This window comes from Rhodococcus sp. MS16 (assembly GCF_013277795.1).
GTDB lineage: Bacteria > Actinomycetota > Actinomycetes > Mycobacteriales > Mycobacteriaceae > Rhodococcus_F > Rhodococcus_F globerula.
This window is the reverse complement of sequence record NZ_VBTM01000006.1, coordinates 236,076-259,712: the sequence shown is the minus strand read 5'-3', so window position 1 is coordinate 259,712 and position 23,637 is coordinate 236,076. Positions and strand designations below refer to the sequence as shown.

Genomic DNA, 23,637 nt, shown 5'->3' with positions numbered 1-23,637 from the left:
TTTGTCGGGTTCGCTGGAGTGTATTCGCCGCCCGGACACAAAAAAGATCCCCACCGTGTTTCCACGATGGGGATCTTTGCAAGTGCGCCCACAGGGACTCGAACCCCGGACCCAGTGATTAAGAGTCACTTGCTCTACCAACTGAGCTATAGGCGCTCGCTCTTGCGAGACAGAACATTAGCCGAACCGTTCCGTCGGGAGCAAATCGCCTGGTGGGCCGTCGTTGGACGGGTGGTTTCTGTGACATTGACCGAAATCGGTAACATTCCAATCGGTACGAAACGATTGATATTCGAACGTTACTCTTCGACGGGGTTTTCATGACCGTGAGTAACGACTGTGCCTGGCATCATTGACCTGGCGCAATTGCTGGTCGTTAACATGTGAAGCGGAGTCGAACAAATGAGTCGTCAGTGGTGGGGCATGTCCGTGCGTGGAGGGACAGGCCGAATCTCGAGGGGCGCCGCCATGGCCGCCGTGTCGTTGGGAGCGTTGGTTCTGGTGACCGCGTGCACGTCCAGTGGGGCTGCCGTGGACAACGAGGGCGCCGCGCCGATCGACTCCAACCCGTTGACCGAGCTCATCAAGCCGAAAGTCACCTCCACCGTCGCTGACGGCGCAATCGGTTTCTCCCCGGGCGATCCGGTCCGCATCGACGTCGCCGACGGCAGCCTGTCCGACGTTCGGATGGTCAACGCCGACGGTAAGACCGTTGCCGGCACCCTCGCGGCCGACGGAGCGTCGTGGGTGACCGCTGAACCCCTCGGCTACAACCGCAAGTACAAGATCGAGGCCCAGGCCTACGGATTGGGCGGCGCCAGCACCACGGTGACGTCGTTCACGACCAGCGCGCCCGGCAACCTCACCAAGCCGTACGTTATGCCCGGCGAGGGTTCCGTGGTCGGTATCGGCCAGCCGATCGCCGTGCAGTTCGACGAGAACATTCCGGATCGCAAGGCTGCCGAAGAGTCGATCACCGTCACGACGACGCCGGCTGTCGAAGGTGCTTTCTACTGGGTCAACAACCGCGAGGTTCGGTGGCGTCCGGAGGCGTACTGGGCGCCGGGCACCAAGGTTGACGTCAAGGTCAACGTCTACGGCCGCGATCTGGGCAAAGGCGTCTTCGGCCAGGAGGACGCCACGACATCCTTCGACATCGGTGATTCCGTGATTGCCGTTGCCGACGACAACACGAAACAGGTCACTTTCCAGGTTAACGGCGAGACTGTCATGACCATGCCCACGTCGATGGGTAAGGACAGCACCCCCACCGACAACGGTGTCTACATCATCGGTGACAGGTTCGCGAACTTGGTCATGGACTCCTCGACGTACGGGGTGCCTGTCACTTCCGCTGACGGATACAAGACTCCGGTCGACTGGGCGACGCGAATGTCCTACAGCGGCATCTTCTTCCATTCGGCGCCGTGGTCTGTCGGGCAGCAGGGTTACTCCAACACCAGTCACGGCTGCCTCAACCTGAGCCCGGCCAATGCCAAGTGGGTGTACGACAACACCAAACGCGGCGACATCGTCATCGTGAAGAACACCGTCGGTGGCACGCTTTCGGGCACCGACGGCCTGGGGGACTGGAACATCCCGTGGAACGTGTGGAAGGCCGGTAACGCGGACGTCTGAGTGCGTCCCTGAAGTACTGAAACGTCAGAATGCCCCCAGCCGATCGGTTGGGGGCATTTTCGTTCGCAGTGGTGTTTGCGGACCCAACCAAAAGAACCCCCGGAAATATCTTTCGACACTTCCGGGGGTTCCCTTTGGGTGAGCGACGGGACTCGAACCCGCGACAGCCAGGATCACAACCTGGTGCTCTACCAACTGAACTACGCCCACCATTGCCTCGGCGACCGGTTTGACCCGGTTGCTTTGACGTAGAAGATACTAGCCTGAAAGTTGGCCAGGATGCCAATCGGCAGGTCAGGCAGGCCCGAGGCCCTCTACGACGGCTGCGATCTCCGCGCTGGACGGTCCGGGAGCGGGGACAAATGCGGTACTGCGGTAGTACTTGAGTTCGCGGATGGATTCCTTGATGTCGGCCAGGGCGCGGTGCGCGAGGCCTTTTTCGGGCTGGCCGAAGTAGATTCGCGGGTACCAGCGACGCGAGAGCTCCTTGATGGAGCTGACGTCGATCATCCGGTAGTGCAGGTAGGTGTCCAGCGCGCTCATGTCCCGCGAGATGAATCCGCGGTCGGTGGCAATGGAATTGCCCGCCAGGGGAGCGGTGCCGGCGACGGGCACGTGCTCACGGATGTAGGCGAGCACCTCCTTTTCCGCCTCGGCAAGCGTGACCGTCGACTTGCGAACTTCTTCGGTCAGACCCGATTTGGCGTGCATCTTCTTCACGACGTCCGGCATTGCGGCCAGCGCGTCGTCGTCGGCGTGGATGACGATGTCCACGCCTTCGCCCAAGATGTTCAATTCGCTGTCGGTTACCAGAGCCGCAATCTCGATGAGTTTGTCCGACTCCAGCCGCAGCCCGGTCATTTCACAATCGATCCATACCAATTTGTCCTGCACCAGGAACACAGTAGTGGGCGCGGCCGGAAGGATAAGGTCTGCGGTGACATCTCGACGCGCGTAGATCTTCTTTTGTAGTGCAAATGAGGAGGGCCTTGTATGACCGTGGATCCCAAGGACGGCGCTGTTTCACTGACGCCGGCCGAGAAGGCGAAAGTGGCCAAGGCCGCTGCTGCCGAAGCTGCTCGTGTTGCTGCCGAGGCCGCACAGGCCGCCGAGGACGCTGAGCGTGAGGCTCTCGCTGCAGAGAGTGCTGCTGCGCAAGGCGCAGCCACGCCGCCGGTTCCGTCTGGTGTTGCAGCCGAGATCGCCGCGGGCTATTCGTCGGAGGGTCGGGCGCTGGAGCTGGGGTCGATTGTTGTCGACGGAGTTGCAGATCCGGCAGCCCGGGTGCGTATTCCCTTGGCCACCGTCAACCGTCACGGCTTGATTGCCGGTGCAACCGGTACGGGCAAGACCAAGACGTTGCAGGGCATCGCGGAACAGCTCTCCGCCGCGGGTGTGCCCGTCGTGATGGCGGATGTGAAGGGTGATCTCTCGGGATTGTCCAAAGCGGGGGAGAGCAACGACAAGATCACAGCTCGGGCAATCGAGACGGGTGACGACTCCTGGACTCCGTCCGGTATGCCCGTCGAATTTCTGTCGCTGGGAACCGGCGGGATCGGGATTCCGGTCCGCGCCACCATCACGAGTTTCGGGCCGATCCTGCTCAGTAAGGTGCTGGGGCTCAACGAGACTCAGGAGTCCACGCTCGGATTGATTTTCCACTGGGCGGATACTCAGGGCCTTGCGTTGTTGGATCTCAAGGACTTGCGTTCGGTCATCGCGCACCTCACCAGTGCCGAAGGCAAGGCAGATCTGAAGGGAATCGGCGGCGTGTCAACGGCCACGGCTGGGGTCATCCTGCGCGCGCTGGTCAATCTCGAGGCCGACGGTGGTGACACCTTCTTCGGTGAACCGGAACTCGAAACCGAGGACCTGCTGCGGGTTGTCGGTGGCGCCGGCGTCATCACACTCTTCGAACTCGGCGCGCAGGCCGCGCGTCCGGCGATGTTCTCCACGTTCCTGATGTGGGTGCTGGCCGACCTGTTCCAGACCCTGCCGGAAGAAGGGGACTTGGAGAAACCCAAGTTGGTCTTCATCTTCGACGAGGCCCATCTGTTGTTCGCCGACGCGTCGAAGGCTTTCCTTCAGCAAGTCGAGCAGACCGTGAAGTTGATTCGCTCCAAGGGTGTCGGCGTGTTCTTCTGCACGCAGTTGCCCACCGACATCCCCAATTCTGTTTTGTCGCAACTGGGTGCCAGGGTGCAGCATGCTCTGCGTGCGTTCACTCCGGACGATCAGAAGGCGCTCAACAAGACGGTCCGCACGTACCCGAAGACGGAGCATTACGACCTCGAGAAGGCACTCACGTCGTTGGGAACCGGCGAGGCCATCGTGACCGTCCTCTCGGAGAAGGGTGCGCCGACACCGGTGGCCTGGACCAAGATTCGTCCGCCTCGCTCCCTGATGGACACGATCGGCAACGACGCCATCACAGCCGCGGCGGCGTCGAGTCCGCTCCACCAGAAGTACGGTCAGACGATCGATCGCGAATCGGCGTACGAGAGGCTGACGGCCAAGGTGGCCGGGGCGCCAACGGCAGACCCGTCGCTGGATCTGCCGCCGTTACCGGATCTGTCGCAGTTTCCGCCGCCGCCACCGGTCGAGCCGGAGGGTCCCAACATCGCCGAGCAGATTCTCGGCAATTCTGCGGTCAAGAGCTTCCTCAAATCGGCGGCATCTGCTGCCGGTCGGGAAATCTCGCGCAGTATCTTCGGAACCGGTAGCCGCCGTAGGCGCTGACGATTCGACGCCCGCGAGTGTCAGATGCCGACCTCGCGGGCGAGTAGGTCGTTGATCGATTCGCGTCGGATCAATGGTCGTGCGACGCCACCGAGCACGGCAATCACCGGCGGCCGGCACACACTGTTGTAGGTGGATGCCATGCTGTGGTGATAGGCGCCGGTACACGGCACTCCCAACAGATCGCCCTCGTGAAGGTCTGCGGGAAGTTGTATGCCGACGGAAATTTCGTCCCCCGATTCGCAATGCCGCCCCACGACGGTCACTTCCTCGAGCGGCGCATTCGAATGTCGGTTGACCAATTCGACGTCGTAGCGACTGTTGTACAACGACACTCGCGGATTGTCGCTCATGCCGCCGTCGACGGAGACAAATGTCCTGCCGCCGCTGATGGTCTTGATGTTCGCCACGCGGTACAGCGTGACACCGGCCCGAGCGGCGATGGCCCGGCCGGGTTCGAGGACGATTTCGGGGCGGGGAAAGCGATTTCGGGTGCAGGCGTCATCGAGTGATTCGTCGATGACAATTGCCAGTCGAGTCAGGTCGAGTTGCGCGTCACCGGGGACGTACGGGATTCCGTGCCCGCCCCCGAGATCGAGTTCGGTGAGGATGATCCCGTGAGAACGACGTATGTCGTCCATTTGCGCGATCATCGTATTGATCCCGGAGCGGAAATGTTCGGGATCGGTGATCTGCGAACCGAGATGGCAATGGAGGCCGATAAGTTGGAGGTGAGGCGCTGCGCTGACGGCGGCAACCGCACGATCCAATTCTTCGGAGAATGCCGGCAGGCCGAACTTCTGGTCGACGATGCCGGTGGCCACTGCCTTGTGTCCGTGAATGTCGATACCGGGCGTGACTCGGATCAGTACTTTCTGCGGCCGGGTGCAGACCGAGGCCAGTCGTAGTGCTTCGCTGTGGGAGTCGAGAACTATCCGCCCGACACCCGCGTTGACGGCTACTCTCAGCTCTGCGACAGATTTGGCGTTGCCGTGCAGGATGATTCGTGCCGGGTCCACACCCGCTGTCAGTGCGATGGTGAGTTCGCCGGCCGAGCAGACGTCTACCCCGAGCCCCTCGTCGGAGACCCATTTTGCCATCGCTCGAATCATGAGAGCCTTGCCCGCGTACACGATTTCCGCGTCGGGGAAGATCTCGCGATACATCCGGCAGCGGTGGCGCACGTCGGCCTCGTCGACGACATAGGTGGGGGTTCCGTACTGGTCGGCGATCTCTTCGAGGGAGACGTCGCCGATGCAGATGCGTCCGCTCTGATCGTGGCGAGTGCTGATGGGCCACAAAGCCGGATCCAAGCGCGGTGTCATCGCGCTGCGTAGGGACGGGAAGATGTCGAGAAGCGTCACGTCGATCTCCTGAGGGGGACCCGCTCGGTGCGGGGCTACCAACAGATCTACTCCGGAAAAGTGCCGGTGGACCTTGTCTTGACGGGTATTTGACGGGGATACGACTGAGTTTGACGGCGTCCTTTTATGTCGTTCGTCGTCGCTTCCAGCCGAACCAACCGAGCGCCGCCAGCAGCGCAACCGCCGCGACACCGCCAACGACCGCTGTTTTGTCGATATAGACGCCGATAGACGGAGTACCGCCGGCTTCCGGAACATAACCTGCGCCGTAGACGGATTCAACTGTTGCCTGGACGTCGAAATCGGTTCCGGTATAGGGGGCGCAGCTGTATCCCTCGTATTCGGCGTCGACGTCGTAGGGTGCCGACAGGAACATCAGTCGTTCGGTACCGAGTACGTAGCTTGTGCCGCAACCATTCCCGTTTGCGAGTGTTCCCACCGACGTCACGGACGAGACATCACCCTTGTAGACGCGACTGACGTCGAACAGATAGGTGTCCTCGAACCCGTCCGAGGATTTCTCGGTGGGCGTGCCGAGGAAGATGGTGCTGGAGACACTCACTGCCTCTTGCGGCGACTCGAAGGAAACACACGAGCACGCGTTTGCCGTGGTGGGTAGCAGTAAGGGCAACCCTCCGGTCGTGAGAAGGATTGCCCCTACAGCCAACGAGCGAGAAGTTCGGATGACTCAGCCGCCGAGCTTCTTGTAGAACGTGCCAACGATCGGGGCGACAACTGCGCGCGGGGTGTAACCGCCGGCGACGGACATCGCCTTGCTCAGGATGCCCGGGACAACGCGCATCTTGTTCTCGGCCAGACCGTCGAGGGAGACCTTGGCCGTGTACTCGCTCGAGATCCAGAAGAAGTCCGGGACCAGCTTGTCGACGATCGAGGCCTCGGCGGGGTCCGGGGTCTCGGTGCGAACCGGTCCGGGGGCGAGGAGAGTGACGTTGACGCCGCTGCCTTTGAGTTCCCCGCGCAGGGATTCCGCGAACGTGTTCACGAAGGCCTTGGTGGCGGCGTAGGTCGCATTGTTGGGAATCGGCATGTTTCCGGCGGCCGATCCGACCATCAGGATGCCGCCGGACTTGCGCTCGACCATTCCGGGCAGAACGGCCAGGGTGAGATCGTGCACCGCGACGGCGTTGAGTTCGACCTGTGCGCGCTCGTAGCTCGGGTCGAGCTCGGCTACCGGCCCGAAGGTGGCGATACCGGCGTTGTTGCACAGGATGCTGATCTCACGCGTGCCCAGTTCCTCGACCAGGACGGCACGGGCCGCGCTGTCCGAGAGATCGCAGGCACGAACCTCGACGTCGACGCCGTGCTTGGCGCGAAGTGTCTCGGCAAGACCCTCCATGACGTCGCCGCGTCGTGCGACCAGGATCAGGGAGTGTCCGCGGGAGGCCAGATCAGTGGCCAGTGCCTCTCCGATTCCGGAGGAGGCACCGGTCACGACGGCGCGGGCTGTGGTGGTGGGTGTCGGCAGGCTCACGATCAGTCAGCGTAGTCGGTCAGATCTTCGCGGCCAGTCGTGTGCCCTGTTCGATGGCACGTTTTGCATCGAGTTCGCCGGCTACGTCTGCCCCGCCGATGATGTGGGTCACCATGCCGGCAACGGTCAGCTCGTCGACGAGATCGCGCACCGATTCCTGTCCGGCGCAGATCACGATGGTGTCGACCTCGAGGAGGCGAGGCTTCTCGTGCTTCTCGCCGAAGGTGATGTGCAGGCCGGCGTCGTCGATTCGTTCGTAGTTCACGCCGGAGAGTTCGTGCACACCCTTGTTCTTCAACGCGGCGCGGTGGACCCAGCCGGTAGTCTTGCCGAGGCCGGCTCCGATGCGTCCGGGCTTGCGCTGCAGGAGGTAGACCTCACGCTCCGAAAGCTCCGGGATGGGTGTGGTGAGCGCTCCCGGTGCCATCTCGGGTTCCGTGACGCCCCACTCCTGCTTCCATTCCTTCAGGTGCAAGGTGGGTGATGTTGGGTGAGTGAGGAATTCGCTGACGTCGACGCCGATACCGCCGGCTCCGATCACAGCGACGGTCTTGCCGACGGGCTTGCCCTCGCGGACCACCTCGGCGTACGTCAGTACCTTCGGATTCTCGATGCCGGGGATGTTCGGGACTCGCGGCGTCACTCCGGTGGCGACCACTACCTCGTCGAAGGATCCGATGAGATCGGCTGGAGTCACGCGTGTTTCAAGCTTGACGTCGACGCCGGCAAGGTCGAGTTGCCTGGTGTAGTACCGGATGGTTTCGGTGAATTCTTCCTTGCCTGGGATCAACTGCGCGATCCCGAACTGGCCGCCGATCGTGTCCGACGCCTCGAACAGGGTGACTGTGTGGCCGCGTTGGGCGAGATTCAACGCTGCAGAGAGACCGGCAGGTCCGCCGCCGACAACAGCAAGATTCTTGCTGCGGCGGGTGGCGGAGAGAACGAGCGTCGTCTCGCGTCCCGCGCGTGGATTGAGCAGGCAGGACACATGTTTGCGCACAAAGGCGTGGTCGAGGCAGGCCTGGTTGCAGGCGATGCAGGTATTGATCTCGTCTGGTGCTCCGCGTTGTGCTTTGTTTGCCCAGTCGGGATCGGCCAGCATCGGGCGGGCCATGGAGATCAATTGCGCGTCGCCGCGGGTGAGAATTTCCTCAGCCGTCTCGGGCATGTTGATCCGGTTGGATGCGACCACCGGAATGCTGACGTGCTTTTCGAGTTTGCCGGTGATGTCGACAAAGGCGGCGCGGGGTACGGAGGTCACGATAGTGGGCACCCGTGACTCGTGCCAGCCGATGTCGGTGTTGATGATCGTGGCGCCCGCAGCTTCGATTTCCTGTGCCAGAGTGACGATTTCATCCCATGTCTGACCGCCTTCGACCAGATCGGCCATAGACAGGCGGAATACGACGATGAAGTTCGGGCCGACGGCGCGACGGGTGCGTCTGACGATCTCGACGGCCATGCGTCGACGGTTTTCGGAGCTACCGCCCCATTGATCTTTACGCTTGTTCGTGCGCTCGCACAGGAACTGGTTGATGAAATAGCCTTCGCCGCCCATGATTTCGACGCCGTCGTATCCGGCGGATTGAGCGAGCTTGGCGCAACGGACGTAGTTGCGGATCTGCCAGCGCACTCCACGATCAGTGAGCCGCCGTGGCCGGAACGGGTTGATCGGCGCTTTGATCGACGACGCCGACACACTGAACGGTTGGTAGCTGTACCGACCGGCGTGCAGGATCTGCAATGCGATCTTGCCACCTGCGTCGTGTACTGCCTTGGTGATCCGGCGATGGCGGCGCGCTTCGATCTTGTTGGTCAGCTTGGCGCCGAAGGGAAGAAGCCAGCCGGTGCGGTTGGGGGCGTAGCCGCCGGTGACGATCAATCCGACGCCGCCGCGCGCGCGTTCGGCAAAGTACTCGGCAAGTTTGTCGATGTCTTTGGCCCGGTCCTCGAGACCGGTGTGGATCGAACCCATGACTACCCGGTTCTCCAGTGTGGTGAACCCGAGGTCGAGGGGTTCGAACAGGAGGGGGAACTGCGGAGTGGTCATGGCTGCGGGTGTCCTTCCGAGTTGCTGGCAGCGGAGTTGTTGTCGGCAGAGTTGTTGTCGGCAGGGGGTAGGGCGTCCAGAATTTCCTGGCACCAGTCGACAAAGCCCTCTTCGACGCGGATGCCGCCGCGCAGAACGAGATACTGATGCAGGGGTGATCCGGAGAGAGCTGTGGGATTGGGGAAGTCGCGTTTCTCGATAAGTCGGTAGACGTCGAGTCGGGAGGCGTGGCCGTCGCGGTGGCGAGCGACTTCGTCTCGAAGTGCGGGGATGTCTGCGCTACCGGCGGCGCGGATCTTCACGGCCAGTTCATTACGCAGATGGCTGGGTTCGGACGGTTCGGCTATCCAGCGCGTCAGCTCGGCGCGGCCGGCTCCGGAGACCCGATACACCTTCTTGTCCGGGCGCCCGTCCTGAGCGACGGTTTCCACCTCGAGCCACCCGGCTTCGTCCATCCGCTTGAGTACGCGGTAGATCTGCTGGTGCGTCGCGCTGTGGAAGAACCCGATCGACTTGTCGAATCGACGGGTCAGGTCGTAGCCCGACGCCTCCTGCTCGGTTAGCGAGGTGAGGAGCGCGTGTTCGAGTGCCATGAGTGAAGTATGTATGCACCTCGTTCCATATGCAACCAAGTGCATACCCTGAAAAGTTTGCCCTGTTTTGTCCCTCTCGCTCGAATAGGCTCGCGATCATGAGCGCAGAGTCGACAAGTACGCAGGCGGAACCGCCCGCAGGGATAGGCGCCGCGGCGACCAAGAGTCAGGTGGTTGCGTGGGGGCTGTGGGACTGGGGATCGGCCGCATTCAACGCGGTGATCTTGACTTTTGTCTTCTCCGTTTACCTCACCGACGCCGTGGGCGACGATCTGCCCGGCTCGGTGTCGGCCACAACATGGCTCAGTTGGGCACTCGGAATCGCCGGATTCTTCATCGCGATTCTTGCTCCCGTCACCGGACAACGGTTCGACGCGTCAGGCAAGCGCAAGTGGTCGTTGGCGATCCTCACCGGCATCACCGTTCTGTCGATGGCTGGGTTGTACTTCGTCGAGGACAACTATCGGTATCTGTGGCTGGGGCTTGTGCTCCTCGCCGTCGGTTCGGTGATCTTCGAACTGGCCGGAGTTCCGTACAACGCCATGATGCGGCAGGTGTCGACGCCGGAGAACTTGGGCCGCGTGTCCGGGTTCGGCTGGGCCATGGGTTATTTCGGTGGAATTGTTCTGTTGTTGCTCTGCTACTTCGGGTTCATCGTCGGTGACGGCGACACGCGAGGTTTTCTGGGATTGACCACCGACGGCGGCCTGAACATCCGGATGGTGGCACTGCTTGCGGCGGTGTGGTTTGCCGTCTTCGCGATCCCGGTGTTCTTCAAGGTGCCCGAGTTGCCTACGCCCGACGCAGATCCGGGTGCGGCAAAGGCGGGGTTCCTCGATTCCTACCGCGTGCTGTGGCGCGACTTGCGCGAACTGTGGATCGTCGACCGTCGCACTATCTGGTACTTGATCGCGAGCGCCTTGTTCCGCGACGGACTCGCCGGGGTGTTCACTTTCGGTGCTGTCCTTGCCGTGAATGTGTACGGCATCAGTGCTGCGGACGTACTGTTGTTCGGCGTTGCGGCCAACGTTATTTCGGCCATCGGCGCCTTGGTGGCAGGGCGATTCGACGACCGGATCGGGCCCAAGCAGGTCATCACCGTATCGCTCGCGTCGATGATCGTGGTCGGTGCAATCTTGATCGCGGTGTCCGGGCCGGTGATGTTCTGGATCTTCGGACTCGCGCTGTGCTTGTTTGTCGGGCCGGCACAATCGTCCGCTCGAACGTTCCTGGCGCGCATCACTCCGCCCGGTCGTGAAGGTCAGCTTTTTGGTCTGTATGCGACCACAGGCCGAGCAGTATCGTTTCTTGCGCCGACACTGTTCGGCCTGTTTGCGTGGATATTCGGTGCCGATCGCGCCGGCATCGTCGGACTGTTGGTGGTTCTTGCTGTGGGCCTGGCTGCCCTGTCGCTGGTCAAGGCGCCCGAAGGCGACAGTGCGGAGGTTGTCAGTCCTTGAAGTAGACCAATTGGTGGGTGGTGGCCAGCAGTTCGCCGTCACTGCCCCATAATTCGGCGCTCTGATCGAAGTAACCGTTACCGAAACGCTGGGTGCGTGCGGTTCCGAGGACGGAGCGATCGGACTGCCGGGCCAGCGCTGCGGCGTCGGCATGGAAGTAGATCGTCAGCGATACGGTTCCAGCGGGAGCCATCTTGCCGCGGCGCAGGAACACTCGCGGAAAGAACACATCGCACAACGAGGTCAGCGAGAAGAAATCAAGCGCGCGCGGCGGGCTGTCACGAACCCAGAGAGTCGAGACGGAGTCGGGATGCTCGCCGGATTCCAGATCGGGGATTGCGCCCTCGATAAACCGCATTTCGTAATTCTGAGCCCAAGCGATGAACTCGGGGAACGGTTGCGCAGGAACATCTTCTGCAGCCGGCACCGCAGGCATCTCGATTTCCGTGGAGTCCCAGGTATCGCGGCGGAGGCCGAACACAGCTGTTGCGGTAGTCGCCACAGTGCCGTTCTGAGCGAGTTCGATCCACCAATGCTGTGTCGTTCGGTTGGTGCGCACCGGACGCGCAGTGATCTCGAACTGGCCTTCGGCGATCGGGCCCGCAAAATTGACCGTCAGCGACAGTGGTTCACCTAGGCACTCGGGGTGCCGCTGAACCGAGGCCAGCAACGTGGCCGAGGTGATTCCGCCGAACGGGCCGACCATGTTGTTGTATGCGGTACTGGTGTGCCCGGTCGAGAGACCCGGCGTAATGGATTCCAGGTCGACTGCGGCATCGAACGGATGCGGGGGTGCAACGGTTGTGGTCACGACAAGCTCCTGACGGTGAAATCGGTGTAGTAGGCAGTCAGTATATGTATGACAACCTACATAGAAGCTCAGGTGTAGGTCGGATCAGGCTCCCGCTCGCCGGATTATCGCGTCCGCCAGTTCCTCGGCGCGTTCCTCGGGTACCCAGTGACTGCCGCCCTCCAGAACCACAAATTCGTACGGCGCATCCACGAATTCACCGCATCGTTCCGCTGCGGCGCGGCCGAGTGCGGTGTCGGCCGTACTCCAGACGTACGTCGTCGGAACAGTGGTGGGGGCTATGTCTCCGAAATCGCGAGTCATGGCGCGATACCAGTTCAATGCGCCGGTCAATGCCCCATCGCCACTGAGGATGCGAATATGTTCGTCGGCGAACTCGGGATCGATCTGGCCGTCGAACATCGCCCGCAATCGTCGGAAGTTGTCCTCCGACAACACCTTTTCGGCCTTCCCTTCCTGGCGGAGCAGTCGGATGTACGTCGAGCGTTCCTTTTGATCCTGGTCTTCGCGCAGTGCCCAACCGAAAGCGGTGGGGTGGGGAACAGAGATTGCGGTCAGGCTGCGAATTCGCTGTGGATGCCGTCCCGCAACCTGCCAGGCCACGGCGGATCCCCAGTCGTGGCCGACAAGATGAGCGTCGGGCAACCCCAGGGCGTCGAGCAGGCCGACGGTATCGGCAACAAGGTGCTCGATGCGATAGGCGTCGACGCCGGAGGGACGGGCATCGGGCGAATATCCGCGCTGATGCGGCGCTATGACGCGAAATCCGGCGGCCGTCAGTAGGGGAGTCACTTTGCCCCAGGACGCGGCGCTTTCGGGGAATCCATGCAAGGCAAGAAGCGGGACGCCGTCGTCCGGACCGGAAATCAGGACGTCGAATGTCAGGTCGCCGACAGGAATCCGAAACGTATTCGTGGAGGACATGGTGCCACCGTACGAGGCAACTCCGGATCCACACCACACTTCGGGCTGAATTGATGACCGGCGGTCGCCTCAGCAGGCGATACGTTTGGGGGAAGGTGTGCGAAAGGCAGACTACTGGTGTCCGCGGGCCGGCCGTGTCTGTAGTTCTGGTGCGGCGGCGGTCAGTAGGGCGGCCCGATCGCGGGTCAACGGCGGATAGATGCGTTGGGTGTTGATGGTGTTCTTGGTGGCTTTGGCCTGTGCGCCGGTCGCCACAACTTGCCGATCCCAGCCTTCGGTGTAGACCGCACCTGCCGGGCCTAGGTCCAAAACCGTGACATACCACGGGATGCGGAGGGCCAGCATCGGATTGCCGAGCAGGTCGCCGATCACGTTGTACCCGGCGTAGCGGCCCATCGGCCGGCTGTGCTGGCAGGACATCACCGACTGATGCTGATTATCCATCTTCGCGGTGGCGACGTCGCCGGCAGCGAATACGCCTGGTACGCCGATCACCTGGAGATAGTCGTCGACCGGGAGCCGTCCGAGCCGATCACGTTCGACCGGGAATTGCGCGGTCAACGGGTTTGCCTTCATGCCGGCACACCAGATGACCGTCGCGGCGGGCACCATCTCATCCGAAGACAGCGTGACCCCGCCCTGGTCCACCGTGGTCACACTCATCCCGGTCAGTGTCTCGACTCCGGTGTTGGACAATGCCGCTTCGATGACCGGCCTCGCCGACGCACCCATATCCGATCCGACGTTGGGGTTGTGGTCCACCAGCACCACGCGCGAGGTCACGTCGGTGCCAAACAGGGCAGTGAGCCGGCCTGGCAGCTCGCAGGCGGTTTCGATGCCCGTCAGGCCGGCCCCGACCACCACCACGGTCGCCGCGGCGGGTGTGACGGGTCCTTCGGCCAGCAGGGTCAAATGAGCGTCGAGTTTCATTGCGCCGTCGTAGGTATCGACGTCGAACCCGAACTCCGTCAGACCCGGGATATCGGGCCGGGCTACACGGCTACCCGCAGCCAGAACGAGGCGGTCGTAGCCGTACGTCTGTGACTGACCGCCGACGTTTGCGGAGACGGTCCGCGCACCGGTGTCGATTGCGGTCACCTCCGCGGTGACATAGGCGATCCCGGCCGGGTTGAGGACATCGGCCAGCGGGATGCGGCAGGCGCTGAGATCGGCCTCGTAGTTGCGCACCCGGATGTCGTGGAAGGGCTGGGCGCTGAGCACCGTGATCGACACCTGCGCGGCCGGTATCCCGAGTTCGTCGAGCCGCCGAGCAGCGCCGAGCGCGGCCCATAATCCGGCGAATCCGGAACCGATGATGATGACATCGCTCATGCGTCGAGGGTCTCACGGATTGCGGCAGAACAGGTGTGTGCTGCGTTGGAATGTTCGCGAACGCTGCGATAAGAGAAGCAATTCGCCGATGACTTAGCCCGGTCTGTCAGGTCAGTATCTGAGTACGAGCGCCATTTTTTACGTCGAGAGGTACAACCTTATGTCGATCGATCATGTTCTTGCTGTTGTCCCCGTTCGAGACCTCGCAGAGGCAGTGCAGTGGTACTCGAGTCTGTTCGGACGCGGGCCTGACAATCGCCCGATGGTGAACTTGGCAGAATGGCGTGTGACTGACACCGGATGGGTACAGGTCACGGTGGACACTCGCCGTGCGGGTCTGGCGCTGCTCAACTTTGCCGTGGACGACCTCACGACTCACCGTGAGGCGATCGGTGCGCGAGGACTGACGCTGGATGCGGTGGTGGATGCAAACAAAGGTGTGCAGTTGTCGAGCATCAGCGATCCTGACGGCAACACCCTGACATTCATCGGCGGGTTCCGGATCCACTACTGACCGGAACTACGCCTCGTGTACGAGTTCGTAGTGTTCGACTCTGTTTCTAGGTTCGAGAGGGATCCCAGGTAGCCATACCCAGAATGATCAGCCGCAACTGCTTTTCGGCCCGCGCGATTACAGCATCTTCGCTGGGATATCCCGGCGAGCCTGCGTCGAGGAGTGCCACGACGGCGGTGAACATCACGCCGACGATCAGGTCGGCCGCAATTTCAAGATCGTCGTGTCGCCAGTTTTCCAGCCCAGCCATTCGGGAGAGGTCGACGGTGAGTTCGCTGACGAACAATCGCATCTCGGTGTTGATGGCGCGTCGTATCTCGCTGATGCCGCCGTAGCGTTCGCGGCAGAGGAAGCGAAACTCGCGCTCGTGTGAATGAACCTGGCGGACAAGGATATCGAGTGAGGTGCCGGCGTTCTTGGGGCTGGGGTCGCGCCTGGCGTCGCGCAACATTTGCCGAAGCATGCGCATGCTCTCCTCGACCAGGACGACTCCGAGGTCTTCCATCGAGGCGAAGTGCCGATAGAAGGCCGTGGGGACGATGCCCGCCTCGCGGGCCACTTCGCGGAGGCTGATGCCGGCAAAACTCCGGTCGGCGAGGAGATCCATCGCGGTATCGAGCAGCGCTTGGCGTGTGCGCTCCTTCTTGGCTGCGCGATTTTCCGGCTCAGCCTTGGTCACGATGTACGAGTGTAGATATCGGCACGGTGGACTCTTTCTGTGGATCGCGTAACTCACGTCACATTCATCTTGACATATACCTGTGTGCACCTGTCACACTATTATCAGTGAACATTTGTACACTGAAATTATGCAACCTGGAAGGAGTGGCTGACAATGGCATCAACCTCCAAGACTCTGGCCAGACGCGGGCTGGCCCTGATCGAAGCCATGGCTGCTCCGCATCAGATCGATCGGTACCTCGAACTCGTCAATCCCATGGCGACGGTGCGCGACATTCGCGCGCAGGTCGTATCGGTCGACCATCCGACCGCTGATTCAGTGACATTGACCCTGCGTCCGACGCGCCAGTGGCGCGGATTCTCTGCCGGACAGTTCGTCCAGGTAGGCGTCGTGATCGACGGGGTGCGTCATACCCGCTGCTACTCGCCGGCTGGTTCTGCGTCCAGCCGTGATGGCCTTATCGAACTCACAGTGAAAGTCCATCCCGGTGGGCTGGTGTCGCAGTATTTGAATGCGCATGCCGAACCGGGACTTGTAGTCAGCCTGTCCCAGGCCGACGGTGTTTTTACGCTCCCCATCGAACGGCCCTCCCACATCCTCCTGATCAGCGGTGGCAGTGGAATCACCCCGGTGATGTCGATGCTGCGTACCCTCGTCGACGCAGAACATCGCGGCGAGATCGTGTTCCTGCATTACGTGAACACCAAGAAGGATGTGTCGTATCTCCACGCGTTGAAGGCCATCGCTGAGCGGCATCGGAATGTGAAACTGGTACTCGTGTACACCGAATCCGGTGGGGGAGACCTGGACGGTTTCTTCGACAACACGCACCTGAGCGCGGTCGCGCCCTGGATTGCCGATCCGGAAACGGCAGATGCGCAGGCATATCTCTGTGGACCACCCGGACTGATGCACGGAGTGCGCGAGGTCTTTCGTGAACTCGACATCGAGCACCTGCTCCATACCGAGGAGTTTGCGCCCGCCGCAGCTGAACCCGGCGCCGCAGGCGGCGAAGTAGCGTTCACGAAAAGTGGAGTGGCGGCCGAAAACTCAGGCAAAACCCTCCTCGAACAGGCGGAAGCCGCGGGGCTGAGTCCGGAATACGGCTGCCGGATGGGCATCTGCTTCTCGTGTACCTCCGTCAAGAAGCTCGGCCGAACACGCAACATTCGCACCGGTGAGACCGACGACGAACCCGACAAGAAGATCCAACTCTGTGTCAGCGCACCCGTCGGCGATGTCGCCGTGGATATCTGAGCGAAGACACCTACACTTTTTGGAGACTGTCATGTTTGGACTTTCCCTTTCTACACTCCCTTTCCTGGGCAACGGACCTGATAAGGACCCCGACGCTCCGGTAGTACTCACCTTCGACCAGGTCGAGGAAATCGGCCGTGAGTTGGATGCGATCCGGGATCGCACGGTGGCATCGCTCGGCGCCGAGGACCGCGAATACATTTATCGGATCATCAAGGCGCAGCGTGGTTTCGAGGTTGCCGGTCGAGGTCTGATGTATCTGGGCTTCTTGCCGCCGGTGTGGCTCGCAGCGGTGGGCGCGCTGAGTATCTCGAAGATCCTGGACAACATGGAGATCGGGCACAACGTCATGCACGGTCAGTACGACTGGATGCGTGAACCAGGCCTCAATTCCGAAGTTTTCGAATGGGATACGGTGTGTCCGTCGGACCAGTGGCGTCACTCGCACAACTACATGCATCACACCTACACAAATATTCTGGGCAAAGACCGGGATATCGGATACGGCATTCTGCGTATCGACCCAGCCCAAAAATGGAACCCCTATTACCTCGGTAATCCGGTGTGGGCGTTTGCCCTGATGATGCTCTTCGAGTGGGGCGTCATGATGCATGATCTGGAGATCGAGAATGTCCTCGCCGGCAAGCGGAAATGGTACGACGTCAAACCGCTGATCAAGGGTTGGTGGAAGAAGGCAGGCAAGCAGGTCCTCAAGGACTACGTTATCTTCCCGGCTCTCACCGGACCGCTGTTCGTCACCACTCTGGCAGGAAATGTCACCGCAAATCTGGTCCGGAACGTATGGACCTACTCGATCATCTTCTGCGGCCATTTCCCCACCGGCGTACAGAGTTTCACGGAGGACGAGACGGCCGAGGAGACTCGGGGGCAGTGGTATGTCCGTCAGATGCTCGGCAGTGCCAACATCCAAGGCAGGCCGTTGTTCCACATCATGTCCGGCAACTTGTCCCACCAGATCGAACATCATCTGTTCCCGGACCTGCCCGCACATCGGTACCCGCAGATTGCGCCTGAGGTCGAGGCGCTGTGCGCGCAGTACGGTTTGCCGTACAACACGGGTGGCTTCTGGAAGCAGATCGGATCGGTATGGGGCAAGATCTTCAAGTTTGCCTTGCCGCCTGGAATGATCAAGTCACAGAGTCTTACCGGTGTTATTGTCGAACGCCAGAGAACCGTAGCCTGAGAGGCCCACATGTGATGGTCGGGAAATTTGAACGTCGCAAAGACACCGTCCAGGAATTGACTGAATCGGCGGCCACGCACGTCGGATCCATCGCGATGATCATCGCCGGTGCAGTCCGCGACGTGACCCGGGAAATCGGGGACTGGGTATCCGACGGTATCGAAATGCGTGAGGCGGCAAAGAAAGCCGCCGCCGACGACACAACCGAACCACCGACTTAACTGATCCGGCAACGCTGATCCGTCAACACTGTTTCGTCAACGCAAAGGACGCCCCCACAACAGTGGAGGCGTCCTTTGCCGGTTAGACGGTACTTCTTAGATAACGCCCAGCGAGATCATGGCGTCGGCGACCTTGACGAAGCCGGCGATGTTCGCGCCGTGCACGTAGTCGCCAGGCTTGCCGTACTCGGCAGCCGTGTTGATGGTGCGGCTGTGGATGCCACGCATGATGCGGGCGAGACGCTCGTCGGTGTACTCGAAGCTCCAGGAATCGCGTGACGCGTTCTGCTGCATTTCGAGAGCCGAGGTGGCGACGCCACCGGCGTTTGCTGCCTTACCCGGAGCAAACGCGACGTTGGAGTCGCGGAAGAGAGCGATGCCGCCGGGGGTGGTGGGCATGTTCGCGCCTTCGGCAACAGCCTGAACGCCGTTGGCGATCAAGGTCTTTGCGGCGTCTTCATCGAGCTCGTTCTGGGTTGCGCAGGGGAGTGCAACGTCGCACGGCACGTCCCAGATGGAACCGCCGGCGATGAACTGCGCGTGCGGAACGGCGTCGGCGTACTCGCTGATGCGGCCGCGGCGAACTTCCTTGATCTCCTTGAGGAGGTCGAGGTCGATGCCCTTCTTGTCCACGATGTACCCCGAGGAGTCGGAGCAGGCGATCGCGACGCCGCCGAGCTTGTGGATCTTCTGGATCGCGTAGATGGCGACGTTGCCGGATCCGGAGATCACGACGTTCTTGCCTTCGAGGTCTTCGCCCTTGGCCTTGAGCATTTCGGCGACGAAGTACGCAACGCCGTAGCCGGTGGCCTCGGTGCGGACCTGAGACCCGCCCCAGGTGATGCCTTTGCCGGTGAGAACACCGGACTCGTAGGTGTTGGTCAGTCGCTTGTACTGGCCGAACAGGTAACCGATCTCGCGACCACCGACGCCGATGTCGCCGGCCGGAACGTCGGTGTATTCACCGATGTGGCGCTGCAGTTCCGTCATGAAGGACTGACAGAAACGCATGACCTCTGCGTCGGTGCGACCCTTGGGATCGAAGTCCGATCCACCCTTGCCGCCGCCGATGGGCAGGCCGGTGAGGGAGTTCTTGAAGATCTGCTCGAAGCCGAGGAACTTCACGATGCCCAGGTTGACACTGGGGTGGAACCGCAGGCCGCCCTTGTACGGGCCGAGTGCGCTGTTGTACTGGACGCGGAAGCCACGGTTGACGTGAACATTGCCGTTGTCGTCGGTCCACGGCACGCGGAAGATGATCTGGCGTTCCGGTTCGCAGAGGCGCTCGATCAGCCCGGCGTCGGCGTAGCGCGGGTGGCGCTCGAGTACGACGTGGAGGGATTCGAAAACTTCGGCTGCAGCCTGGTGGAACTCCGGCTCACCTGCATTGCGAACCAACACCTGATCATAAATCTGCGCTACGCGGTCACGTACGGACACCGCTCACCTACCTGACATTGTGAGTACTTTTTTACATTTCCGTTACATAGTAGGCGCCTTTGTTGCCCAATCCGGCATCCGTTGGGCGAAGGTGAAATCCGCCACACCGGGTTTTTCCGGGAAATCAAGTGACCGTTTTATAACGATTTGCTCTTCTTTCACTCTGTTAACACTGCGCTGGTGGTTTGCTGGCGGAGCGAACAAATAGACAGAGGGGATGCGTGTGCGCTCGAAACGGTCTGTGTCAGCGTTGTTGTCCATAGGTGTAGTCACGATTGCGGCAACCATCGCGTCAGCCCCAGCGGCATCGGCGATAGGTGGACCGTGTGGGGCAGGCGGTACCGGTTCGCTTGGCTCGCTGACGGGTTCGATGACGGGTTCCCTCTCGGGCTCTGCCGGCACGGGATCGCTGGTCAATTCTTTGCCCTGGATCACGGGCGCACCGAACGGCGCATTGCCCGTATTGACCGGCCGGACCAAGGCAATCGAAATGGTGACCGGCCCTGGCAGCCCGAACGACACGATCAACCGGTTCAACGTCTCGGGTACAGACCTCGGAATCATGTGGGACAACGGGCTTTCCGGAGCTGACCACAACGTGTTGATGGCATTCGGTGACACTGTCGGCGACTGCGAGGTCGACGGCGACGACTGGCGCAGCAATGTGCTCTTCCGCAGTAGTAACACCGATTTCCAGGACCGGCTTCGGATCGACAGTTCACCCAAGGACCTTCCGAATCACTCCAAGGAGATCATCCCCGGATTCGGCATTCCGTTCGAGTTCACCACGATCCCGACGGCCGGCATCTCCTACGGCGGTGTGCAATACATCCGGTTCATGTCGGTTCGTACGTGGGACGAGCCGGGCGCCTGGACAACCAACTACTCGGCGCTGGCCTACTCGACGGATAACGGCGAGAACTGGGACATCGATCCCGTGACGGTACGCGCCAACACTCCTGGCCTCGACATTCCGGGAATTCCGGCTGTGTCCTCGATCAACGAGAACTTTCAGCAGAGCGCGTTCGTCGACGGTGGCGACGGCTATATCTACGAGTACGGCACACCGTCGGGACGCTTCGGGAAGGCAGTTTTGGCACGTGTCCTCGGTGCAGAACTGCGAAACCCCCTTGCCTACACGTATTGGGACGGTTCGGGTTGGAGTGCGAACTCCGACGACGCGGTGCAGGTCATCAAGGCCCCGGTCAGTGAACTCGCGGTGCAGTGGAACGACTATCTCGACAAGTACGTCGCGATGTACACCAGCGCGGACGGCAGCCTCGTGATTCGGCAGGCCGATCATCCGGAGGGTCCGTGGAGTGGCACGCAGACCCTTCTGAGCGGATATACCCTGCCGAGCCTGTACGGCGGGTTCATGCACCCGTGGACCTCCCGAACCGGCAACACTCTCGAGTTTGTCGCTACAACGTGGGATCGCTACAACGTGATCTATATGCAGACAGACCTGACGGGCATGAAGATGTCGTCGTCGGATTCGCGCGACCGGCCGGACCCCGCGACAACCGGTGAGGCTCAGCTCCTGGAGATGAGAATGCCCGCAGAATAGAAATATGGAATAGAAATATGGCATAGCAATATGGCCTGCAACCGGAATTCGGTTGCAGGCCATATTCTTTGTCGTCAGAGGATGTAGAGCATTTCCTGATAGGTGGGAAGCGGCCAGTGGTCGTCCGCAACCATGGTTTCCAGGAGATCCGCAGCGGTGCGAACATCCGCCATGGCCGGCATCAAAGCCTCCTGCGCATGCGTGGCTGCCTCGAGCGGCGAGTCGTGGGGAATTTCCTTGATCGCCGCGCGCAAAGCGGCAAGTGCTGCCCGAAGAGCGGTCACCGGTTCGGAAACCTCGGTCAGCGGTGCTGAATCCGGTTCGAGGCCGGCAGCCTTCAATGCGACGAAGTTCTGCGCGATCTCGGTCTGATGGCGGACCGCTGCGGGGAGAATAAGCGTCGTGCCGATTTCAACCGCCAGGCGTGCCTCGACGCCGATGCTCAGCGCGTACTGCTCGAGGCCGACCTCGTAGCGGCTGTGCATCTCTCGATGGTTGAAGACGTTGTACTTGTCGAAGAGCTCCAAAGCGGATTCGGAGATGAGTTCGGGCAAAGCGTCCAACGTGGTCCGTAGGTTGGGCAGTCCGCGTGCTTCCGCTTCGATCTGCCAGTTTTCCGAGTAGCCGTCACCGTTGAAGACGACGGCACCGTGGTTGGTGATGATGTCGGTCAGCAGGTTCTGAACCGCGGTGTCGAAATCGGCACCGTCGGCAACTGCCGTTTCGAGTTCGGTTGCCATGTAGTCGAGAGCTTCGGCCATGATCGTGTTGATGGTCACCATCGGACCGTTGACGGTCTGCATGGAACCCGGAGCGCGGAACTCGAACCTGTTGCCGGTGAAGGCAAATGGGCTGGTCCGGTTGCGGTCGCCGGGATCAGTGGGCAGAACGGGGAGCGTGTCGGCACCGATCATCATGGTGCCCTTGTCCTTCGACGACGTCGCAGCGCCCTTCGCGATCTGCTCGAAGACGTCGGCCAGTTGGTCGCCGAGGAAGATCGAGATGATCGCGGGCGGAGCCTCGTTGGCGCCGAGGCGGTGATCGTTGGTAGCCGACGCCACGGAGGCGCGCAGGAGTCCCGCGTACTTGTGGACGGCGCGGATCACAGCTGCACAGAACACCAGGAACTGAGCATTGTCGTGCGGATTATCGCCGGGGACAAGCAAACTGCCGAGTTCCGAGTTACCCAACGAGAAGTTGACGTGCTTGCCGGAGCCGTTGACACCGTCGAACGGCTTCTCGTGGAACAGGCACTCCATGCCGTGCTTCTTGGCGACGGTCTTGAACGTGGTCATCAAGAGTTGCTGATGGTCGGCGGCGATGTTGCCGCGCTCGAACATCGGCGCGATCTCGAACTGGCCGGGAGCAACCTCGTTGTGACGGGTCTTCGCGGGAATGCCGAGTTTGAACAGTTCACGTTCGGTATCCATCATGAAGCCGAGGACTCGCTCGGGGATGGCGCCGAAGTAGTGGTCGTCGAACTCCTGGCCCTTGGGCGGCTTGGTACCGAAGAGCGTGCGGCCCGCATTGAGCAGGTCGGGGCGGGCGAGGAAGAAGTGCCGATCGATCAGGAAGTACTCCTGCTCGGGACCGCAGAAGGACACAATCTGCTCGGGTTCGGTGTGGCCGAACAGCTTCAGGATGCGTTCGGCGTGCACGCCCATCACCTGCTGCGAACGGAGCAGTGGAGTCTTGTGGTCGAGCGCTTCGCCGGTCATCGATACGAAAACCGTAGGGATGCAGAGGGTATTGCCGTTGGGATTCTCGAGAACGTACGCGGGGCTGGTCACGTCCCATCCGGTGTATCCGCGAGCCTCGAACGTATTGCGCAGGCCGCCGTTGGGGAAGCTCGACGCATCCGGCTCGCCCTGGATCAGCGTCTTGCCCGCAAATTCGGCGAGCGCAGACCCGTCGCCGACCGGCTCGAAGAAGCTGTCGTGCTTCTCAGCCGTCAGTCCGGTCAGTGGGTAGAAGACGTGCGCGTAGTGGGTGGCGCCCTTCTCGAGTGCCCAGTCCTTCATGGCCGATGCAACGGCGTCTGCAACCGCCGGGTCGAGGGGCTTGCCCTGTTCGATCGTGGCGATCACGGACTTGTAGATCTGCTTGGGCAGGCGCTTCTGCATCACCACTTTGTTGAACACGTTGGCGCCGAACACCTCGCCGGGAGCTTCGTCGCCTGAGAAACTCACGACGGGAGGTGTGTAGGCCTCGACGTCCTTGATCGCTTGCAGACGAACTGCATTTCCACTCATCTACGTACCCCTCGCGCGGCCCAGGGCAGCTTGTTGCGACCCGATTGCCGATCACTTTACGAACCTTCTGTATCGGGAATGTTTCACAGACATTGCG

Annotated in this window: 20 protein-coding genes and 2 tRNA genes; 8 read left to right on the top strand and 14 right to left on the bottom strand. The window is 61.4% G+C overall.

The features are described from left to right. Nucleotides 1–83 precede the first annotated feature (83 nt). Nucleotides 84–156: transfer RNA gene (locus FEZ60_RS19000), tRNA-Lys, on the bottom strand. Nucleotides 157–402: 246 nt separating this feature from the next. Between FEZ60_RS19000 and FEZ60_RS18995 the strand changes: the two genes are divergently transcribed. After that, nucleotides 403–1,638: an Ig-like domain-containing protein gene (locus FEZ60_RS18995; protein WP_230590052.1), complete on the top strand. Its 1,236-nt coding sequence runs from the start codon at nucleotides 403–405 to the stop codon at nucleotides 1,636–1,638. Nucleotides 1,639–1,775: 137 nt separating this feature from the next. Here the strand turns inward: FEZ60_RS18995 and FEZ60_RS18990 are convergent. After that, nucleotides 1,776–1,848, bottom strand: a tRNA-His gene (locus tag FEZ60_RS18990). Nucleotides 1,849–1,932: 84 nt separating this feature from the next. Continuing rightward, nucleotides 1,933–2,532 carry an oligoribonuclease gene (gene orn, locus FEZ60_RS18985; RefSeq protein ID WP_072782550.1) on the bottom strand — a complete coding sequence of 200 codons (600 nt, stop codon included), beginning with the start codon at nucleotides 2,530–2,532 and terminating at the stop codon, nucleotides 1,933–1,935. Between the two features lie 99 nt (nucleotides 2,533–2,631). Here orn and FEZ60_RS18980 point away from each other — a divergent pair, with 99 nt between their 5' ends. Further along, nucleotides 2,632–4,377: a helicase HerA-like domain-containing protein gene (locus FEZ60_RS18980; protein WP_033232756.1), complete on the top strand. Its 1,746-nt coding sequence runs from the start codon at nucleotides 2,632–2,634 to the stop codon at nucleotides 4,375–4,377. A 20-nt stretch (nucleotides 4,378–4,397) separates the two neighbouring features. Here the strand turns inward: FEZ60_RS18980 and lysA are convergent, their stop codons facing one another. The 5 genes from lysA to FEZ60_RS18955 form a co-directional block, all read right to left on the bottom strand. Further along, nucleotides 4,398–5,741, bottom strand: a complete 1,344-nt coding sequence (gene lysA, locus FEZ60_RS18975; protein WP_033232758.1) for a diaminopimelate decarboxylase — start codon at nucleotides 5,739–5,741, stop codon at nucleotides 4,398–4,400. 124 nt (nucleotides 5,742–5,865) lie between these two features. Then, on the bottom strand, nucleotides 5,866–6,303 hold the full coding sequence (locus tag FEZ60_RS18970; protein ID WP_172936731.1) for a hypothetical protein: 438 nt from the start codon (nucleotides 6,301–6,303) through the stop codon (nucleotides 5,866–5,868). A gap of 126 nt (nucleotides 6,304–6,429) precedes the next feature. Beyond that, the gene (cmrA, locus tag FEZ60_RS18965; protein WP_033232762.1) at nucleotides 6,430–7,233 is read right to left on the bottom strand and encodes a mycolate reductase; all 804 of its coding nucleotides are present in this window, start codon (nucleotides 7,231–7,233) and stop codon (nucleotides 6,430–6,432) included. A gap of 19 nt (nucleotides 7,234–7,252) precedes the next feature. Continuing rightward, complete coding sequence (locus FEZ60_RS18960; protein WP_172936730.1) at nucleotides 7,253–9,283, bottom strand: NADPH-dependent 2,4-dienoyl-CoA reductase; 2,031 nt, start codon at nucleotides 9,281–9,283, stop codon at nucleotides 7,253–7,255. Further along, complete coding sequence (locus tag FEZ60_RS18955; protein ID WP_045066905.1) at nucleotides 9,280–9,876, bottom strand: PadR family transcriptional regulator; 597 nt, start codon at nucleotides 9,874–9,876, stop codon at nucleotides 9,280–9,282. The genes FEZ60_RS18960 and FEZ60_RS18955 overlap by 4 nt, the downstream gene beginning before the upstream one ends. A gap of 98 nt (nucleotides 9,877–9,974) precedes the next feature. On the opposite strand from FEZ60_RS18955, the gene FEZ60_RS18950 reads away from it, so the two are divergent. After that, the gene (locus FEZ60_RS18950; RefSeq protein ID WP_172936729.1) at nucleotides 9,975–11,336 is read left to right on the top strand and encodes an MFS transporter; all 1,362 of its coding nucleotides are present in this window, start codon (nucleotides 9,975–9,977) and stop codon (nucleotides 11,334–11,336) included. On the opposite strand, the gene FEZ60_RS18945 is transcribed toward FEZ60_RS18950, so the two are convergent. From FEZ60_RS18945 to FEZ60_RS18935, 3 genes are all read right to left on the bottom strand, one after another. Beyond that, a complete protein-coding gene (locus FEZ60_RS18945; RefSeq protein ID WP_045066907.1) occupies nucleotides 11,326–12,147 on the bottom strand; it encodes a thioesterase family protein in 822 nt (273 codons plus the stop codon). The genes FEZ60_RS18950 and FEZ60_RS18945 overlap by 11 nt on opposite strands. An 84-nt stretch (nucleotides 12,148–12,231) precedes the next feature. Further along, nucleotides 12,232–13,071 carry an alpha/beta hydrolase gene (locus tag FEZ60_RS18940; protein WP_033232769.1) on the bottom strand — a complete coding sequence of 280 codons (840 nt, stop codon included), beginning with the start codon at nucleotides 13,069–13,071 and terminating at the stop codon, nucleotides 12,232–12,234. Nucleotides 13,072–13,182: 111 nt separating this feature from the next. Beyond that, nucleotides 13,183–14,403 (bottom strand): FAD-dependent oxidoreductase, encoded by a 1,221-nt coding sequence (locus FEZ60_RS18935; RefSeq protein WP_116102813.1) that lies wholly within the window; start codon nucleotides 14,401–14,403, stop codon nucleotides 13,183–13,185. A 160-nt stretch (nucleotides 14,404–14,563) separates the two neighbouring features. Between FEZ60_RS18935 and FEZ60_RS18930 the strand changes: the two genes are divergently transcribed. Further along, nucleotides 14,564–14,917, top strand: coding sequence for a VOC family protein (locus tag FEZ60_RS18930; RefSeq protein WP_116102814.1), 354 nt, complete (start codon nucleotides 14,564–14,566; stop codon nucleotides 14,915–14,917). A 46-nt stretch (nucleotides 14,918–14,963) separates the two neighbouring features. Here the strand turns inward: FEZ60_RS18930 and FEZ60_RS18925 are convergent, their stop codons facing one another. Continuing rightward, a complete protein-coding gene (locus tag FEZ60_RS18925) occupies nucleotides 14,964–15,596 on the bottom strand; it encodes a TetR family transcriptional regulator (protein ID WP_239654703.1) in 633 nt (210 codons plus the stop codon). Between the two features lie 156 nt (nucleotides 15,597–15,752). Here FEZ60_RS18925 and FEZ60_RS18920 point away from each other — a divergent pair, with 156 nt between their 5' ends. From FEZ60_RS18920 to FEZ60_RS18910, 3 genes are read left to right on the top strand one after another with little or no spacing between them, the layout of a single operon-like run. Continuing rightward, nucleotides 15,753–16,856, top strand: coding sequence for a ferredoxin reductase (locus FEZ60_RS18920; RefSeq protein ID WP_116102816.1), 1,104 nt, complete (start codon nucleotides 15,753–15,755; stop codon nucleotides 16,854–16,856). A gap of 31 nt (nucleotides 16,857–16,887) precedes the next feature. Next, nucleotides 16,888–18,060 (top strand): acyl-CoA desaturase, encoded by a 1,173-nt coding sequence (locus tag FEZ60_RS18915; RefSeq protein ID WP_172936728.1) that lies wholly within the window; start codon nucleotides 16,888–16,890, stop codon nucleotides 18,058–18,060. 14 nt (nucleotides 18,061–18,074) lie between these two features. Then, nucleotides 18,075–18,281 (top strand): hypothetical protein, encoded by a 207-nt coding sequence (locus FEZ60_RS18910; protein ID WP_033232783.1) that lies wholly within the window; start codon nucleotides 18,075–18,077, stop codon nucleotides 18,279–18,281. A gap of 96 nt (nucleotides 18,282–18,377) precedes the next feature. Here the strand turns inward: FEZ60_RS18910 and gdhA are convergent, their stop codons facing one another. Further along, nucleotides 18,378–19,721: an NADP-specific glutamate dehydrogenase gene (gene gdhA / locus FEZ60_RS18905; RefSeq protein WP_033232785.1), complete on the bottom strand. Its 1,344-nt coding sequence runs from the start codon at nucleotides 19,719–19,721 to the stop codon at nucleotides 18,378–18,380. A 217-nt stretch (nucleotides 19,722–19,938) separates the two neighbouring features. On the opposite strand from gdhA, the gene FEZ60_RS18900 reads away from it, so the two are divergent. Then, on the top strand, nucleotides 19,939–21,288 hold the full coding sequence (locus FEZ60_RS18900) for a DUF4185 domain-containing protein (protein WP_172936727.1): 1,350 nt from the start codon (nucleotides 19,939–19,941) through the stop codon (nucleotides 21,286–21,288). A 74-nt stretch (nucleotides 21,289–21,362) separates the two neighbouring features. Here the strand turns inward: FEZ60_RS18900 and FEZ60_RS18895 are convergent, their stop codons facing one another. After that, nucleotides 21,363–23,540: a glutamine synthetase III gene (locus FEZ60_RS18895; RefSeq protein WP_033232790.1), complete on the bottom strand. Its 2,178-nt coding sequence runs from the start codon at nucleotides 23,538–23,540 to the stop codon at nucleotides 21,363–21,365. Nucleotides 23,541–23,637: the final 97 nt, after the last annotated feature.

What these genes read in the sequence shown, in the direction of transcription:
- FEZ60_RS18930 (WP_116102814.1), top strand. Translation starts at nt 14,564, where the DNA reads ATGTCGATCGATCATGTTCTTGCTGTTGTCCCCGTTCGAGACCTCGCA.
- FEZ60_RS18940 (WP_033232769.1), bottom strand. Translation starts at nt 13,071, where the DNA reads ATGTCCTCCACGAATACGTTTCGGATTCCTGTCGGCGACCTGACATTC.
- FEZ60_RS18995 (WP_230590052.1), top strand. Translation starts at nt 403, where the DNA reads ATGAGTCGTCAGTGGTGGGGCATGTCCGTGCGTGGAGGGACAGGCCGA.
- FEZ60_RS18935 (WP_116102813.1), bottom strand. Translation starts at nt 14,403, where the DNA reads ATGAGCGATGTCATCATCATCGGTTCCGGATTCGCCGGATTATGGGCC.
- FEZ60_RS18910 (WP_033232783.1), top strand. Translation starts at nt 18,075, where the DNA reads ATGGTCGGGAAATTTGAACGTCGCAAAGACACCGTCCAGGAATTGACT.
- FEZ60_RS18955 (WP_045066905.1), bottom strand. Translation starts at nt 9,876, where the DNA reads ATGGCACTCGAACACGCGCTCCTCACCTCGCTAACCGAGCAGGAGGCG.
- FEZ60_RS18950 (WP_172936729.1), top strand. Translation starts at nt 9,975, where the DNA reads ATGAGCGCAGAGTCGACAAGTACGCAGGCGGAACCGCCCGCAGGGATA.
- FEZ60_RS18980 (WP_033232756.1), top strand. Translation starts at nt 2,632, where the DNA reads ATGACCGTGGATCCCAAGGACGGCGCTGTTTCACTGACGCCGGCCGAG.
- FEZ60_RS18960 (WP_172936730.1), bottom strand. Translation starts at nt 9,283, where the DNA reads ATGACCACTCCGCAGTTCCCCCTCCTGTTCGAACCCCTCGACCTCGGG.
- FEZ60_RS18900 (WP_172936727.1), top strand. Translation starts at nt 19,939, where the DNA reads ATGCGTGTGCGCTCGAAACGGTCTGTGTCAGCGTTGTTGTCCATAGGT.
- FEZ60_RS18915 (WP_172936728.1), top strand. Translation starts at nt 16,888, where the DNA reads ATGTTTGGACTTTCCCTTTCTACACTCCCTTTCCTGGGCAACGGACCT.
- FEZ60_RS18920 (WP_116102816.1), top strand. Translation starts at nt 15,753, where the DNA reads ATGGCATCAACCTCCAAGACTCTGGCCAGACGCGGGCTGGCCCTGATC.
- FEZ60_RS18895 (WP_033232790.1), bottom strand. Translation starts at nt 23,540, where the DNA reads ATGAGTGGAAATGCAGTTCGTCTGCAAGCGATCAAGGACGTCGAGGCC.